This window comes from Actinokineospora globicatena (assembly GCF_024171945.1).
Classification (GTDB): Bacteria; Actinomycetota; Actinomycetes; order Mycobacteriales; family Pseudonocardiaceae; genus Actinokineospora; species Actinokineospora globicatena.
Genome location: NZ_JAMTCR010000003.1, coordinates 424211 through 438598 on the forward strand (window position 1 = coordinate 424211; position 14388 = coordinate 438598).

Annotated in this window: 16 protein-coding genes and 1 pseudogene; 15 read left to right on the plus strand and 2 right to left on the minus strand. The window is 71.6% G+C overall.

Annotated elements, in window-relative coordinates; all coding sequences use genetic code 11:
* Positions 1-84: 84 nt before the first annotated feature.
* The 5 genes from LV79_RS15260 to LV79_RS15280 all read left to right on the plus strand — a co-directional run bounded on the left by LV79_RS15260 (position 85) and on the right by LV79_RS15280 (position 4549).
* Positions 85-1761, plus strand: coding sequence for an FAD-dependent monooxygenase (locus tag LV79_RS15260; RefSeq protein ID WP_253836944.1), 1677 nt, complete (start codon positions 85-87; stop codon positions 1759-1761).
* Complete coding sequence (locus tag LV79_RS15265; RefSeq protein WP_253836947.1) at positions 1758-2750, plus strand: LLM class flavin-dependent oxidoreductase; 993 nt, start codon at positions 1758-1760, stop codon at positions 2748-2750. Before LV79_RS15260 ends, LV79_RS15265 begins: the two co-directional genes overlap by 4 nt.
* 1 nt (position 2751) lies before the next feature.
* Entirely contained in the window at positions 2752-3498 is a 747-nt protein-coding gene (locus LV79_RS15270; protein ID WP_253836949.1) for an alpha/beta hydrolase, read from the plus strand.
* A 142-nt stretch (positions 3499-3640) separates the two neighbouring features.
* Complete coding sequence (locus tag LV79_RS15275; protein ID WP_253836967.1) at positions 3641-4093, plus strand: CBS domain-containing protein; 453 nt, start codon at positions 3641-3643, stop codon at positions 4091-4093.
* Positions 4094-4132: 39 nt separating this feature from the next.
* Complete coding sequence (locus tag LV79_RS15280) at positions 4133-4549, plus strand: hypothetical protein (protein WP_253836969.1); 417 nt, start codon at positions 4133-4135, stop codon at positions 4547-4549.
* A 40-nt stretch (positions 4550-4589) separates the two neighbouring features.
* On the opposite strand, the gene LV79_RS15285 is transcribed toward LV79_RS15280, so the two are convergent.
* Entirely contained in the window at positions 4590-5126 is a 537-nt protein-coding gene (locus tag LV79_RS15285) for a TetR/AcrR family transcriptional regulator (RefSeq protein WP_253836971.1), read from the minus strand.
* Positions 5127-5255: 129 nt separating this feature from the next.
* On the opposite strand from LV79_RS15285, the gene LV79_RS15290 reads away from it, so the two are divergent.
* The 9 genes from LV79_RS15290 (at position 5256) to LV79_RS33900 (ending at position 12817) form a co-directional block, all read left to right on the plus strand.
* Entirely contained in the window at positions 5256-6071 is an 816-nt protein-coding gene (locus LV79_RS15290) for an ABC transporter permease (protein WP_253836973.1), read from the plus strand.
* 17 nt (positions 6072-6088) lie between these two features.
* Positions 6089-7108 carry a taurine ABC transporter substrate-binding protein gene (locus LV79_RS15295; RefSeq protein ID WP_253836975.1) on the plus strand — a complete coding sequence of 340 codons (1020 nt, stop codon included), beginning with the start codon at positions 6089-6091 and terminating at the stop codon, positions 7106-7108.
* Positions 7101-7874, plus strand: coding sequence for an ABC transporter ATP-binding protein (locus LV79_RS15300; protein ID WP_253836977.1), 774 nt, complete (start codon positions 7101-7103; stop codon positions 7872-7874). Before LV79_RS15295 ends, LV79_RS15300 begins: the two co-directional genes overlap by 8 nt.
* A 17-nt stretch (positions 7875-7891) precedes the next feature.
* Positions 7892-8731 (plus strand): TauD/TfdA dioxygenase family protein, encoded by an 840-nt coding sequence (locus LV79_RS15305; protein WP_253836979.1) that lies wholly within the window; start codon positions 7892-7894, stop codon positions 8729-8731.
* A 51-nt stretch (positions 8732-8782) separates the two neighbouring features.
* Positions 8783-9544 (plus strand): MerR family transcriptional regulator, encoded by a 762-nt coding sequence (locus LV79_RS15310; RefSeq protein WP_253836981.1) that lies wholly within the window; start codon positions 8783-8785, stop codon positions 9542-9544.
* A gap of 10 nt (positions 9545-9554) precedes the next feature.
* Complete coding sequence (locus LV79_RS15315; RefSeq protein WP_253836983.1) at positions 9555-10115, plus strand: TIGR03086 family metal-binding protein; 561 nt, start codon at positions 9555-9557, stop codon at positions 10113-10115.
* A gap of 168 nt (positions 10116-10283) precedes the next feature.
* Positions 10284-11708 carry a rifampin monooxygenase gene (gene rox, locus LV79_RS15320; protein ID WP_253836985.1) on the plus strand — a complete coding sequence of 475 codons (1425 nt, stop codon included), beginning with the start codon at positions 10284-10286 and terminating at the stop codon, positions 11706-11708.
* Positions 11709-11874: 166 nt separating this feature from the next.
* Entirely contained in the window at positions 11875-12597 is a 723-nt protein-coding gene (locus tag LV79_RS15325) for a class I SAM-dependent methyltransferase (RefSeq protein ID WP_253836987.1), read from the plus strand.
* Between the two features lie 88 nt (positions 12598-12685).
* On the plus strand, positions 12686-12817 hold the full coding sequence (locus LV79_RS33900) for a hypothetical protein (RefSeq protein ID WP_285470135.1): 132 nt from the start codon (positions 12686-12688) through the stop codon (positions 12815-12817).
* On the opposite strand, the pseudogene cutA reads toward LV79_RS33900, so the two are convergent.
* A pseudogene (cutA, locus tag LV79_RS34795) lies at positions 12804-12977 on the minus strand (divalent cation tolerance protein CutA); the annotation flags it as partial. The gene LV79_RS33900 and the pseudogene cutA sit on opposite strands and share 14 nt — an antisense overlap.
* Positions 12978-13431: 454 nt before the next feature.
* On the opposite strand from cutA, the gene LV79_RS15330 reads away from it, so the two are divergent.
* Positions 13432-13704 carry a hypothetical protein gene (locus LV79_RS15330; protein WP_253836989.1) on the plus strand — a complete coding sequence of 91 codons (273 nt, stop codon included), beginning with the start codon at positions 13432-13434 and terminating at the stop codon, positions 13702-13704.
* Positions 13705-14388: the final 684 nt, after the last annotated feature.

Sequence of the window (14388 nt, forward strand, 5' to 3'; positions counted from 1 at the left end):
CGACACCATCCCCGCCGACAGCGACACCATCCCCGCCGACAGCGACACCATCCCCGCCGACAGCGACACCCTCGTGGACGCGCGATGACCGGCGGCCGCGACGTGCACACCGTGCACTTCCCCACCACCACCCCACCGGACCGGGTGCAGGTCCTCGTCGTCGGCGCCGGACCCGTCGGGCTCGCCGCCGCGCTGGAACTGAGCGGCCGGGGCGTCGACGTCGCCGTGGTCGACCGAGCCACCAGCGCCACCCTGGTCCGCGCCGGGGCCATGGGCCACACCCCGCGCGTCGTCGAGCACTTCCGCCGCTGGGGCGTGCTGCAGTCGGTGCGCGACGAGTGGACGTTCCCGCCCGAGTGGAACCAGGGCATCCGGCTGGTCACCTCCCTGGTCGGGCACGAACTGGTCCCCAACCGGCGCCCCGAGTTCACCGGCGCCGCCCGCCACTCCACCGAGGAAGCGCTGCGCCGCCCGCAGAGCGCGCTGCAGCAGGTGTTCCTGCGTCACCTCGCCCACCGCGGCGTCCCCGTCACCGGCGGGTGGCCGCTGGCCGAGCTGCGCCAGGACACCGACGGGATCGACGCCGTCAGCGAGGACGGGCAGGTCATCCGCGCCCAGTACGTCATCGGCGCCGACGGCGGCAGCAGCACCGTGCGCGCCCTGGCGGGCATCACCCGCGAAGGCGAGCACGCCCAAGAGAAGCGGCTGCGGCTGATCGTGCGCACCGGCGACATCTCCGCCACCGTCGGCCCCGCGCCCAGCGGCACCAACATCGTGTTCAACCAGCACGCCGACGGGTTCCTCGCCGCCGTCAGCGCCCGCGACTGGCGCGTCTACGCCGGGCCGTTCCCGCTCGAGCACGAGCCCACCGAGGCCGAGTTGCTGGCCACCGCGCGGGCCGCGTTCGGGTTCGACCTGGACCTGGAACTGGTGTCCGCCACGACCTTCTACCACGCCACCCGCATCGCCACGACCTTCCGCTCGGGCCGCGTCCTGCTCGCCGGGGACGCCGCGCACGTGCGGACCCCGGGCGGCAACCTCGGCGAGGGCTTCGGCGACGTGGTCAACCTGGGGTGGAAACTCGCCGCCGTCCTCGCCGGGCACGCCGCGGCGGACCTGCTCGACTCCTACGACCAGGAACGCCGCAAGCACAACTGGCGCGTCGCCGACCACGCCCTCGAACGGTCCCGCCGATCCCAGGTCACCCTCGCGGCCATCCGCCAGATCGGTGTCCCCGCCGACGACGACCTCAGCGCCGAGGCCCAGGCGCGGCGCGCCGCGATCGGTGCGCGCATCGCCGAGGGCCGCACCGGCGCCGACGGGGTCACCTTCGACGAGCGCTACGACGAGTCCACCGCGATCTGGTACGAGGACGGGCAACTCGACGCCGAATGGCCCTGGCAAGCCGACGTCTACACCGACGACCCCCGACCCGGGCACCGCGCGCCCAACGGCCTGGTCGACCCCTACGGCGGCACCCTCTACGACCGCGTCGGCGCCGACCTGGCACTGCTCGTGCTCACCGAGGACCGCGACGTCGAACACGCCTTCGTCGCCGAGGCCACCGCGCGGGCACTGCCGCTGACGGTCATCCACCTCACCGACCCCGCCGCCCGCGAGCTCTACGGCACCGGGACCGTGCTGGTGCGGCCAGACCAGCACATCGCCTGGCGCGGCACCGAACTCCCGCTCGGCGGGGCGGGTGCGGTGCTCGACCGGACCCTGGGCGTGCCGCGCCGGGCACTGGTGGGTGCGCGATGAGCCTGCGTCTGGGGTTCCTCACCCACGTCCAAGGCCGGGGCGCCGACCTCGCCCAGACCTACCGCGACGCCCAGGAACTGTTCGTCGTCGCCGACGAACTGGGCTTCGACGTCGGCTGGGTCGCCCAGCACCACGTCCCGCTCGGCGGCGGCGGACTGCCCTCGCCGTGGACGTTCCTCGCGCACGCCGCCGCCCGCACCAAGCGGATCCGGCTCGGCACGGCGATCACGATTCTGCCGCTGGAGGACCCGGTGCGGTTGGCCGAGGACATCTCGGTGGTCGACACCCTCAGCGGCGGCCGCGTCGAGGTCGGTGTCGGCAGCGGCGGCAGCGACGTGGAGTACGCCGCGTTCGGCCGCGATGTCGCCCGCCGACGCGAACTCACCACCGAGGGACTCGCGGTGCTGCGCACGGCACTGGCGGGCGGCGAGGTCGGCACACCCGGCTTCACCATCCAGCCACCACCCGGCGAGTTCACCGACCGGATCTGGCAGGGCGTGTTCAGCGGCGCCGGAGCCGCCCACGCCGCCGCCGCGGGCTCCAACCTGCTGATCAACCGCGCCGCCTACGGCTACGAGGAACCCACCGACGAGGTCCAACGCCCCTGGGTCGACGCGTACCTGGCGGCGTGGGACACCTCGCGCGCACCCCGCGTCGGGCTCTCGCGGTTCGTCTACCCCGCCAAGGACCGGCGCACCGCCCTCGCCCAGATCGGCGACGACGTGCACCGCGCCGCCCTGCGCTTCCCCGGCTTCCCCCCGAACCTCGACGTCGACGAGGCGCTGCGGCGGTTCCACTCGTTCTACGGCCACCCCGACGAGATCGTCACCGCGCTGCGCCAGGAGCTGGTGCTGCCGGTGGCGACCGACCTGATCACCCAGTTCAACCCCGCCGTCCCGGACCAGGACAACGCCATCCGGGCACTGGAACTCATCGCGACCGAGGTCGCCCCCGCGCTGGGCTGGAAGCCCCGACAGGAAGGAGTGTGAGGTGAGTCGGTACACCGACTTCCACGAACCCGAGGGGCTGCGCGTCCGGGGGACCGTGCTCGTCGTCCCCGGCCGCGGCGAGACCCAGGCCACCTACACCCGCCTCGGCACCCGCCTGGCCGCCGACGCCTACCGCGTCCGGGTTCTCGACGCTCCCCGCGTCGCCCCCGGTGACGTCGCCGGGTCGCTGGAGCACCTGGCCGCCGACCTGACCGCCGCGCTCGACACCGTCGTGCTCGCCCGGCCGCTGGTGTTGATCGGCGCCGACTCCGGTGCCGCGCTCGTCTCGGCGCTGCTGCAGCGCGGCGACACCACAGCGCCCTGGTGGCCGGAGGCCGTCGTCCTCGCCGGGCTGCCCTCGCCGGTGGGCGCGGACGCGGCGGACTGGGCGGCCGAACTCGACATCCGCACCACCTGCCCCGCCCACCGCGCCGTCCTCACCGACGACACCGCCTTCGAACGCGGCAGCCTGCGCACCCCGCTCCCGCCCGAACTGACCACCCCGACCCCCACCGACCTGCCCAGGCTCATCCTCATCGGCGACCAAGACCCACTCGCCGACCGCCCCGGCCTCACCGCCGCCGTCCACGCCTCCCCCAGATCGCGCCTGTCCACCGTCCGCGACGCCCACCACGACGTGCTCAACGACCGCCAGCACCGCTCCGTGGCCGCCGAGATCATCAGCTTCCTCGAAACCCTCGGCAACGGCCTCGTCCCGATCATCACCGTCGAGTCCAGCGCCTGGTAGCCCGCCGCCGTGGTGCCGGAGAACGTTGTCCGGCACCACGACGACCGGGGGTCCCTGGTCGGACGGTGCTTTGGTCCCTGGACCGCGGCCATGAACGGGGTTCACAGTCGTGGGACCACGCACGGCGACGAAGGGCGGGCCGATGAGCGCCGGTGTCATCCCCCGACAGCACAACGGACGCGTCCACGCCCAAGTGCGACCCCGGGCCACCCCGCTGCTGGTCCGCGACGTCATGGACCAGCGGGTGGCCACCGTGCGACCCGACACGCCCCTGGCCGAGGTCCACGCCGCCGTCCTGGCGACCACCCACCGCCTCGTCCCGGTCATCACCGACGACCGCCTCGTCGGCGTGGTCTCCGCCACCGACCTGCTGCGCGAACGGATCAGATCCGCCCCCGTCGCCGAGACCGCCGCCGACGTCATGAACCCCGCCGACCCCATCTCCACCCACACCACCTGCGCCGACGCCGCCCGACACCTGGTCACCACCACCGACGCGGCCCTCCCGGTCATCCACGACAGCGGCGCCCTCGCCGGAATGATCACCATCGACGCCCTGATCAACGCCCTGTCCCGCACCCACCACCCCGCCTGACCAGCCCGCTCACCGCGGCGCGCTGATACCGTCGCCGCCGTGATCATCGTGTGGACCACCGGCCGCCACCCCGAAGCTGCCCTCCACGGGACACCCCAGGACTTCCACCACCTCGCCGCCCTCCTGCGCAGCGGCACTGGAACCCTGCCCCTCGACCCGACCTACGAGGCTCCCCACCACGACATCACCGGCGCCACAGCCACGATCCACACCGCCGACACCCCGCTGGCTCGCGTCACCGTCCACGACCGCACCGTGACCTTCACCGGCCCACAACACCACCTCGACACCCTCGCCGAGATCGTCGAGGCCTCCGCGGAGCCGGTCGACACGGACTCGGGCATCCCTTATCACCACCACGTCGAACACTCGACCAATGCCGACCTGCTCACCGAGGACACCATCCCGCTGAGCCTCTTCGGCGCCACCCCCGATGGCCGCCCACACCCGGCCTGAGCCTCGGCGGTCTTGACGGGAACGTTGTGGTGCCTCGAGGTCAGCCGGTGAGGACGCGGCGTAGTGGGGGTTCGAAGGTGTCTCGGGTGACGCGGGTCGGGGATACCAGGGCCTGGTGGAGTAGCCCGTCGAACATCGCGGTCAGGGCCGCTGGGTCGGGGACGTGTGGGGCGAAGACCTCGGTGAGCATCGCGTCCCACGTCGTGCTGGCCGCGCGCAAACCCGGACGCCGCAACGCCGCGCTGTAGAGCTCGTAGGCGACGACGCTGGACTGCCGGTGCCGGGTCGAGAGCAGCACCAGGAGGTCCGCGAGTTCCACCGCCAGATCGGCATCTGGCGCCAACGACGACGCCCACCGCCGCAACCGGGCCACGTTGCGCTCCGCCACCGCGAGCAGCGCCGCCCCCAGCAACTCCTCCAAGTCCGCGAAGTGGTACGTCGTCGACCCCAACGGCACCCCCGCCCGCGCCGCCGCCGCGCGGTGAGTCAACGCGTGTGGACCGGACTCGGTGATCACCTCCACCGCCGCCGCCACGATCCGGTCCCGGCGATCGGGATCGCGCCTGCGCGGTGCCATGAAATCTCCTCCCGCGCAAGGGCTCCACCCGCCACCGTCCACCCAGCGGAACGCGGCCGAACCCCGAGTGTACGTCTGTACATTCCTCGCCGAGATCACTTGTCCCCACTCTCGCACGGAGTTCCCAGCATGGCCGAATCCCGCACCAGGGCACGTCCGCTGTCCGGGACGCACGCCGTCCTGGTGCGCGTCGCGGCCGTCGCCGTGCTGCTCGCGATCTGGGAGCTGTTGGTACTGGCCGAGTTCTGGCCACCCGCCGTGCTCCCCGGCCCCGCCGCCGTGTGGGACCAACTGCTCGCCACCGCCGACGCGGGCAACGGCCAGGGCGGCTACGCCGGGTCCACTGTGGTCGAACGGCTCGGCGTGAGCCTGCGCCGCGTCGGCTACGGCTCCGCCTACGGGGTGCTGCTCGGCGTCGGTCTCGGCCTGCTCATGGGCTTGGTCCCGCTGATCAGGGCGATCACCGAGCCGTTCGTCACGTTCCTGCGCGCGCTGCCGCCACTGGCCTACCTGAGCCTGCTGGTCATCTGGTTCGGCATCGACGAGGAACCCAAGGTGTACCTGCTGATGGTGGCCGCGTTCCCGCCCGTCGCGGTGGCCACCGCCGCCGCTGTCACCGGCGTCAACAAGCAGTACGTGGAGGCCGCCGCCGCCCTCGGCGCCAGCCGCCTGCGGGTCGTCACCACCGTGGTGCTGCCCGCGTCCGCGCCGGAGATCCTCACCGGCATCCGGCTCGCCGTGGGCATCGCCTACAGCTCGGTGGTCGCCGCCGAGACCGTCAACGGCGCCGACGGCATCGGCGGCATGGTCCTCAACGCCCAGCGCTACAACCAGACCGCGGTGGTGCTGCTCGGCCTCATCGTCATCGGGGTCACCGGTCTGATCATCGATTCCGCCATCCTCGCGGTCCAGCGCGCGCTCTCGCCGTGGCGGGGACTGGCATGAACACCCAGGAGAACCGCATGTCCGTCAGCCGCAGATCCGTGCTGTCCCTGTTCGCCGCCGCGCCACTGCTGGCCGCGTGCGGGGTGGGCGGGAGCTCCTCGTCCGGGTCGGGTGAGCGCACCAAGGTGCGTATCGCCTACCAGAGCTTCGCCGACAGCACCCTGCTGCTCAAGGACCAGCGCACCCTGGAGAACGCGCTGCCCGACCACGACATCGCCTGGACCGCGTTCGATTCCGGCGCCAGCATCAACACCGCGTTCCTCGGCGGCGCCATCGACATCGCCGTCATCGGCAGCAGCCCCGCCGCCGCCGCGCTCTGCCCGCCGCTGAGCATCCCCTACCAGGTCATCGAGCTGCTCAACGTCATCGGCGACAGCGAGGCGCTGGTGGTGCGCAAGGCCAGCGGCGTCACCGACATCAAGGGACTCGCCGGGCGCAAGGTCGCCGCCCCGTTCAGCTCCACCGCGCACTACAGCCTGCTGGCCGCCCTCGAGCAGGGCGGCGTCGACCCGGCGTCGGTGACCCTGGTCGACCTGGAACCGCAGAACATCCAGGCCGCCTGGCAGCGCGGCGACATCGACGGCGCCTACGTGTGGACCCCGGTGCTCAGCGTCCTGCAGAAGGACGGCCTGACCCTCACCGACAGCGCCAAGCTGGCCAAGGCGGGCAAGCCGACCCTGACGTTCACCGTGGCGCGCAAGGAGTTCATCGACCGCAACGGCGTCGTCATCGACAAGTGGCTGGCCGCGACCGACGCCGCGCTCAAGCAGATCAACACCGACCCCAAGCCGGTCGCCGAGGCCGTCGCCCGCCAACTCGGCGCCTCCGTCGAGGACGCGCTCTCGCAGCTGACCCAGAACATCTACCTCGACCACGCCCAGCAGCGCACCCCCGAGTACTTCGGCACCCCCGAGGCACCCGGCAAGCTCGCCGAGCAGCTGCGCTCGGCCGCGGAGTTCCTCAAGGCCCAGAAGAAGGTCGAGGCCGTCCCCGACCTCGCCACCTTCCAAGCGGCGCTGCGGGTGCCGCGTGGCTGAGGCCCTCGTCGAGCTCGTCGGCGTCGAACACAGCTACAAGTCCAAGGGCGGCCCCGTTCCGGCGCTCGGGCCGCTGGACCTGCGGGTCGACCCGGGCGAGTTCGTCGTGGTCGTCGGGCCCTCCGGATCGGGCAAGAGCACGTTCCTGCGGGTCGTGTCCGGGTTCGAACACCCCTCCGGTGGCGCGGTCCGGCTGCTGGGCCGCACCCCGGTCCCCGGCCGCGACGTCGGCGTCGTCTTCCAGCAACCCCGGCTGTTCCCGTGGCAGAGCGTCGGCGCCAACATCGGCACCTCGCTGCGCTGGGCCGGTGTCCCCCGCGCCGACCGTCCACAGCGGATAGTGGAGCTGCTCGAGCAGGTCGGCCTCGGCGCCCTCGGACCCCGCCGCACCTGGGAGATCTCCGGCGGCCAGCAACAACGCGTCGCGATCGCCCGCGCGCTGGCCGCCCAGCCCCGGCTGCTGCTCATGGACGAGCCCTTCGCCGCGCTCGACGCGATGACCAGGGAACGGCTGCAGGAGGACGTCCGCACCCTCACCGACGACGGCACCCGCGGCGTCGTGTTCGTCACCCACAGCGTCGACGAGGCCGTGTTCCTGGCCAGCCGCATCGTCGTGCTCACCGACCGGCCCGGCCGGATCGCGCTCGACCTGCCCGTCCCGCTGCCGCGCGGCGCCGGGCTCTCGGCCGACGAGCTGCGCGGGTCCGCGCAGTACGCGGCGTTGCGCGGCGAGGTGGCCTCGGCCGTGCGCGCCGTCGCGGCCTAGGACAGCAGGAGGCGAGCATGACGACACTGGACCGACTCACCCCGACCATCGGCGCCACGGTCACCGGCGTCGACCTCAACGACGTGCGCACCAGGGCCGACGGGGCGCCGTTGCGGGCCGCGTTGGCTGAGCACAAGCTGCTGGTGTTCCCCGGCCAGTCGCTGACCCCGACCGCGCACCGCGATTTCGCCGCCGCCCTCGGTGAGACCACCCGCGCGCATCCCGTCGTGCCCGGTCTCGACGCCGAGCACCCCGAGATCTACGTGCTCGACAGCGGCGACGGCGGCAAGGCCCCGGTGTGGCACACCGACGTCACGTTCATGGCGCACCCGCCGCTGGGGTCGGTGTTGCGCGCGGTGACGCTACCTCCGACCGGTGGCGATACCTGCTGGACGGACCTGGAGGCCGCGTACCTGTTCCTCTCGCCGGTGCTGCGGGACCTGGCCGACAGGCTCACCGCGCTGCACGACGGCCGCGAGGACTTCGACGAGTACCTCCGCGACCGGCTCGGCGGCGAGGGCAACACCTGGGAAGGCCAGCAGGTGCGGTCACTGGAACCGGTGCCGCACCCGGTCGTGCGCGTGCACCCGGAGACCGGTCGGCGGAGCCTGTTCGTCAACCCCGGGTTCACCACCCGGCTGGTGGAGGTCACCGAGCCCGAGAGCCGCGCGCTGCTGGCGGTGTTCTTCGCCGCCATCGGCCGCCCGGAGTTCACCGTCCGGCACCGCTGGAGCCCCGGCGACGTCGTCGTGTGGGACAACCGCAGCACCGCGCACTACGCCGTCGACGACTACGGCGACCAGCAGCGCGTCATGCACCGGATCACCCTGCGCGGGGACCGTCCGGTCGGGGTCTGATCCCGCGCGTCGCTTGTGCCTCCCCCTGGGGGAGCGGGGATGCTTCAGCCCATGCCCGGCACGATCCCCATCGGCGAGTTCGCCAAGATGACGCACCTGACGGTCAAGGCACTGCGCCACTACCACCGCCTCGGGCTGCTCGCCCCCGGCCACGTCGACCCGCGCACCGGGCTGCGCGGCTACGACCCCGGCCAGGTGCGGGCCGCCCGGACCATCCGGCGACTGCGCGAGCTGGACATGCCGCTCGCCGACATCAAGGCGCTGCTCGGTGCCCCCGGCGCCCTCGACCGCGACCGGGTCCTGCTGACACACCTCACGCGGCTCGAGGACGAACTCGACCGGACCCGCGTCGCGATCGCCGGGCTGCGCAGGCTCCTCGAGGACCCCGCGGGCGAGACGCCCGTGCGCTACCGCGACGTCCCCGACACCCCGGCCGTCGCGATCACCCGGCACATCGAGCGCACCAGCGTCGGCGAGTTCTGCGCGGAGGCGTTCGCCGCGCTGCCCGACGACGGCACCGGCCCGCTGGCCGCGCTGTTCCCGGAGGAGTTGTTCACCGAGGGGGAGGGCGAGGTGACGGTGTTCCGGCCGGTCACCCGGCTGGCGCCGACGCTGCTCGTCCCCGGCGGTGAGTTCGCCGTCGCCATGCACCACGGCCGCTACGAGGACCTCGACGAGACCTACGGTCCACTCGGCACCCACATCACCGCGCTCGGCCTCAGCACGCCCGGACCACTGCGCGAGATCTACCTCGACCCCCACCTCGACGTCGCCGACCGGCGCACCGAGGTCTGTTGGCCCATCACCCGCTAGGAGAACCCCCGTGCTCAACGCCGCCCGCGCCGAGTTCCAGCGCCGCCTCGTCCACCTCACTCCCGACAACTCCGGGGCCGCCACACCCTGTCCGGAGTGGACCGCGCTCGACCTGGTCAACCACGTCGTCGCCGGAGACCGGATGGCCGCCGACCTGCTCGACGGCGCCACCGCCGAAGCCGCCGTCGCCACGTTGCGCGCCCAGTGGCTGGGCGACGACCCGCTCGCCGCGTTCACCAGTGCGGGCACCGAACTCGACCGGGCCATCGCGGTCCCCGGAGCGCTCGACGCCGTCGTGCCGCACCCCGTCGGACCCGTGCCCGGGCACCAGGCGGTGACCTTCCGCGTCACCGAGCACCTCGTGCACGCCTGGGACCTCGCCCGCGCGCTCGACCTCGACGACACCCTCGACCCGGCACTGGTCGAACACACCTGGCAGACCCTGCACGGCATGGCGGCGGTGATCGGCACGCTCGGCATCTTCGGCACCGGACCCAGCGGCACCCTGGACGAGACCAGCCCGCTGCAGGACCGGCTACTCGACCTGCTGGGGCGCCGACCGGGGGCATGAGGAAGGGCAAGGGGAACGCACTATTTCCCTCCCCCTTCAACTTATAACGCACAGGGGGGCTTGCGGCAAGACCCCGGTGGTGCCCCAGAATCTGGCGGCCGACGCGAGAACCTGCGGAAACGACGCGGGTGTGTTCTCGTCGGACATCGCACAACACGGGGGTTAGCCTTGATAGACGTGATCATCGCCGGCGCCGGACCGACCGGTCTGATGCTGGCCGCGGAACTGCGGCTGCACGGCGTGCGGGTCGTGGTGCTCGACCGCGAGCCCGCGCCCACCGAGCACGTCCGCGCGCTCGGCCTGCACGTGCGCAGCATCGAACTGATGGACCAGCGCGGCCTGCTCGACCGGTTCCTCGCCGAGGGCACCCAGTACCCGCTGCGGGGGTTCTTCGCCGGGATCGCCAAGCCCGCGCCGGAACGGCTCGACACCGCCCACAACTACATCCTGGGCATCCCACAACCGACCGTCGAACGGCTGCTCACCGAACACGCCACCGGCTTGGGCGCCGAGATCCAGCGCGGCCGCGAACTCGTCGGGCTGAGCCAGGACGACACCGGGGTTGACGTCGACCTCGCCGACGGAGCCCGACTGCGCGCCCGGTGGCTGGTCGGGTGCGACGGCGGGCGCAGCACGGTCCGCAAGCTGCTCGGGGTCGACTTCCCCGGTCAGGCCGCGACGGTGGAGTGGTTGCTGGGGGAGGTGGAGGTCAGCCTGAGCACGGAGGAGATGACCGCCGCGGCCGCGCTGGCGCCCGAGAGCTACATCCGGTTCGGGCCCTCACCCAACACCGACGGGCTCTACCGGTTCGTCGTGCGCACCGACCGGGCCATCGAGGACCGCGCCACCACCCCGACCTTCGACGACCTCACCCAGCGCCTACGCGACCTCACCGGCACCGACCTCGGCATCCACAGCCCCCGCTGGGTCACCCGTTTCGGCGACGCCACCCGCCAAGCCGAGCGCTACCGCGTCAACCGGGTGTTCCTCGCGGGCGACGCCGCCCACGTCCACCCCCCGATGGGCGGCCAGGGCCTCAACCTCGGCATCCAGGACGCCGCCAACCTCGGCTGGAAACTCGCCGCCACGGTCAACGGCTGGGCCCCGGCGGACCTGCTCGACACCTACGAGTCCGAACGCCACCCCGTCGCCGCCGACGTCCTCACCAACACCCGCGCCCAAGCCCACCTGCTGTCCACCGAACCCGGCGCCCAGGCCGTCCGCGCCCTGATCACCGAACTCATGGACATCGAGGAGGTCAACCGCCACCTCATCGCCAAGATCGTCGCCATCGACATCCGCTACCCCCTCGGCGACGGCCACCCCCTCCAGGGCCGCCGCCTACGCGACATCGCCCTCAAGCAAGGCCGCCTCTACTCCCTCACCCACACCGCCCGAGGCCTCCTCCTCGACCAAACCGGCACCCTCTCCCCCACAGGCTGGTCCGACCGCGTCGACCACGTCGTCGACATCAGCGAAGAACTAGACACCCCCGCAGTCCTCCTCCGCCCCGACGGCCACGTGGCCTGGACCGGCGACTCCCAAGAAGACCTCACCACCCACCTCTCCCGCTGGTTCGGCCCCGCCACCTAACCCCTTTCCCCGCGCGGTGGCCCACCCCCACCGCGCGGGGGCCCGCGTGCGCCCAGAGCCCGTCTCGTATCACGCCATGGCGCCCCGACTCACCTCGACGACCTCAACCACTGGCGGTACGTCACCCGTTGGAGGGGGCGGGGGCATCGCGTGCGCCTATGCCACGATGGGGTGCGTGTCCGACTACGACGGCTTCGCCGAGGCATACGCGGCAGGCAACGAGACCAGCCTCGAGAACGCCTACTACGAACGTCCCGCGACCCTGGCCCTCGCCGGGGATGTAGCGGGCAGGCGAATCCTCGACGCCGGGTGCGGCGCTGGCCCACTGTCTGCGGAACTGCTCTCCCGAGGCGCCGATGTGTCCGGGTTCGACCAAAGCGCCGAGATGCTGGCACTCGCCCGCCGCCGCCTCGGATCCGATGTGGACCTACGCGTCGCCGACCTCGCCTCACCGTTGCCTTACGCCGACGACACCTTCGACGACGTCATCGCCTCCCTAGTGCTGCACTACCTCCAAGACTGGGCCCCACCCCTGGCCGAACTCCACCGCATCCTCAAACCCGGCGGCCGCCTCATCGCCTCGGTAAACCACCCCACCGCCGACTACTGCCTGGAACGCCTCTCCGGCCGCAGACCCAACTACTTCACCACCTACTCCTCCCCCGCCGAATGGACCACCGGCGGCCAGACCATCAAAGTCACCTTCTGGAACCGCCCCCTCCACGCCATGACCGACGCCTTCACCACCGCAGGCTTCCGCCTCACCACCCTCAGCGAACCCCAACCCCTCCTCACCGCCGCCCCCCTCTACCCCGACGGCTACCCGTTGCTCACCACCGCCCCCAGCTTCCTCTTCTTCGTCCTCCACGCCGCCTCGCCCACCGGCTGACCTCGTTGGCCCACAAACGATCCTGGCCGACCTCCGCCGACAAGGGTGTTCTGGTCGTGGAACTCGGCTCGACGGCCCACGGGACACCGTGGGGCTGAAGATCGCCTCGAACGGCCAGTTCGGCGCCATCGTCGCGATAGACACGCTGCACACCCTCGCCCAGCGGTTCGCCACCTTCACGATCAGGCTGGTACCCCCACCTGCGCTCAGCTTTGCGTGACGTCCGGTGACACGGCGCGGGTGAGCCAGTCGAAGTAGACCGCGGACCCTTCCGTGACCGGGGTGGCAGTGACCTCGGGGTTGTCCCACTCGTGCTCGGAGACGAGGTGGTCCCGCAGGTCGGCGAAGCGCCCGCTGGTCGTCTTGAGCAGGATCTGCCACTCCTCGCCTTCTAGTCGTGATCATCAGCCCTACACCGCCTGGCGCGGACGCTCCTGCGTCCTCACCCCGGCATGGATCCCCCCGACCCCCTCTTCCCCGCCCTCCCGGAGTTCCGCGGCGAGTTATCGAGACCGGCCTCGACCGGTATGTGCTCGGCGACCGCAAAAGCAGTCCTGGCTTATTTGGGGTCTATGAAATAGAGCATAATCGTCGCGGGCGCCCTGAACGTTACGGTGGCGGGCCGAATATTTCGATGACCCGGCTTCGGCACGGGAGGTCGACCTCAAATCCGATTCAAGGGCCGAATGGCGCGACGTCGGATCGGGCCATCCCCGACCGGTTGGTCGCCTCCACTGATCCGGTCAGCCCCACTCTGGCGTCAAGGCTGCCAAAGGCTTGTCGGGTCGTTGTACGTTCTCGCCCGTCCGGTCCCGATCATCGAAAGGTCCCACCATGCGCCGTCTGCTCTTGGCCGTCTGCCTCGCCACCGCGGGTGTCGCGGGGGCCCTCACCCCCGCCGCCGCGGCACCACCGCCGGTCATCCACCACGGCCCCTACCCCACCGTCACCGAGTGCGAGACCCAGGCCCAGGCCTGGCGCGACTCGGAGACCGGCCGCGCGGCCTGGGCCAGCGAGTGCCAGCACCGGAGCACCTCCCAGCTCCCGACGGGTTGGTACTTCCGCACCCTCTACGCCCCGGAGCTCCCCATCCCCAACCTGCCCTAGTACCGCGCCCCACCGTTCCCAACGCCCCCACGCCCCAACGCGTGGGGGCGTTGGGTTTTGACATGGGGCATGGCGCCACCGGGGGTCGCGACCGGCGATCGTCAGTAGCGGGTTCCGGTGCCGTGGGGAGACGGCGCCACGACGGCCCGGTGCTCGGCCTATGGCGCCGCTGCCTGGCGCCAGCCCCGGTACAAGGCATCGAGGTAGCCGAGATGAGCAAGCTGTTCGTAGCGGTGGCCGCCCGCCAACCGCGCCCCCGCCCAGTCCGACGACCCCGACACCTTCCGACTCGATCGCCACGACGCGTCAACCCACCTGACCTCCGGCGCGGGTATCCACCTGTGCGTCAGCATGAACCTCGCCCACGGAACGTCGTAGAACGCCGCGACACTCAGCGGCAACAACTGCGCCGATCGTGTTGCGGCCAATTGTTTCATTTCTAGTTCAGTCCGACGCCGCTCGGACGTCACGGCAGGGACCGGCTGGGAATTCCGGCATTCTTGAGGTAAATCCAGCTGATGGGGAATACGAATAGGCCGCCTTTCGGTTGGATTACGCCATGTCGACGAATGCTCACTTCTGCCCTGTCGCGCCTGTCACTCCTTTGCCAAGTCGGGTCACTCTCTTGCTGTCGGGTGCTGTCTTGACGCTCGTCTTCACCGTTGTCCACAATGAAGCGTGCGG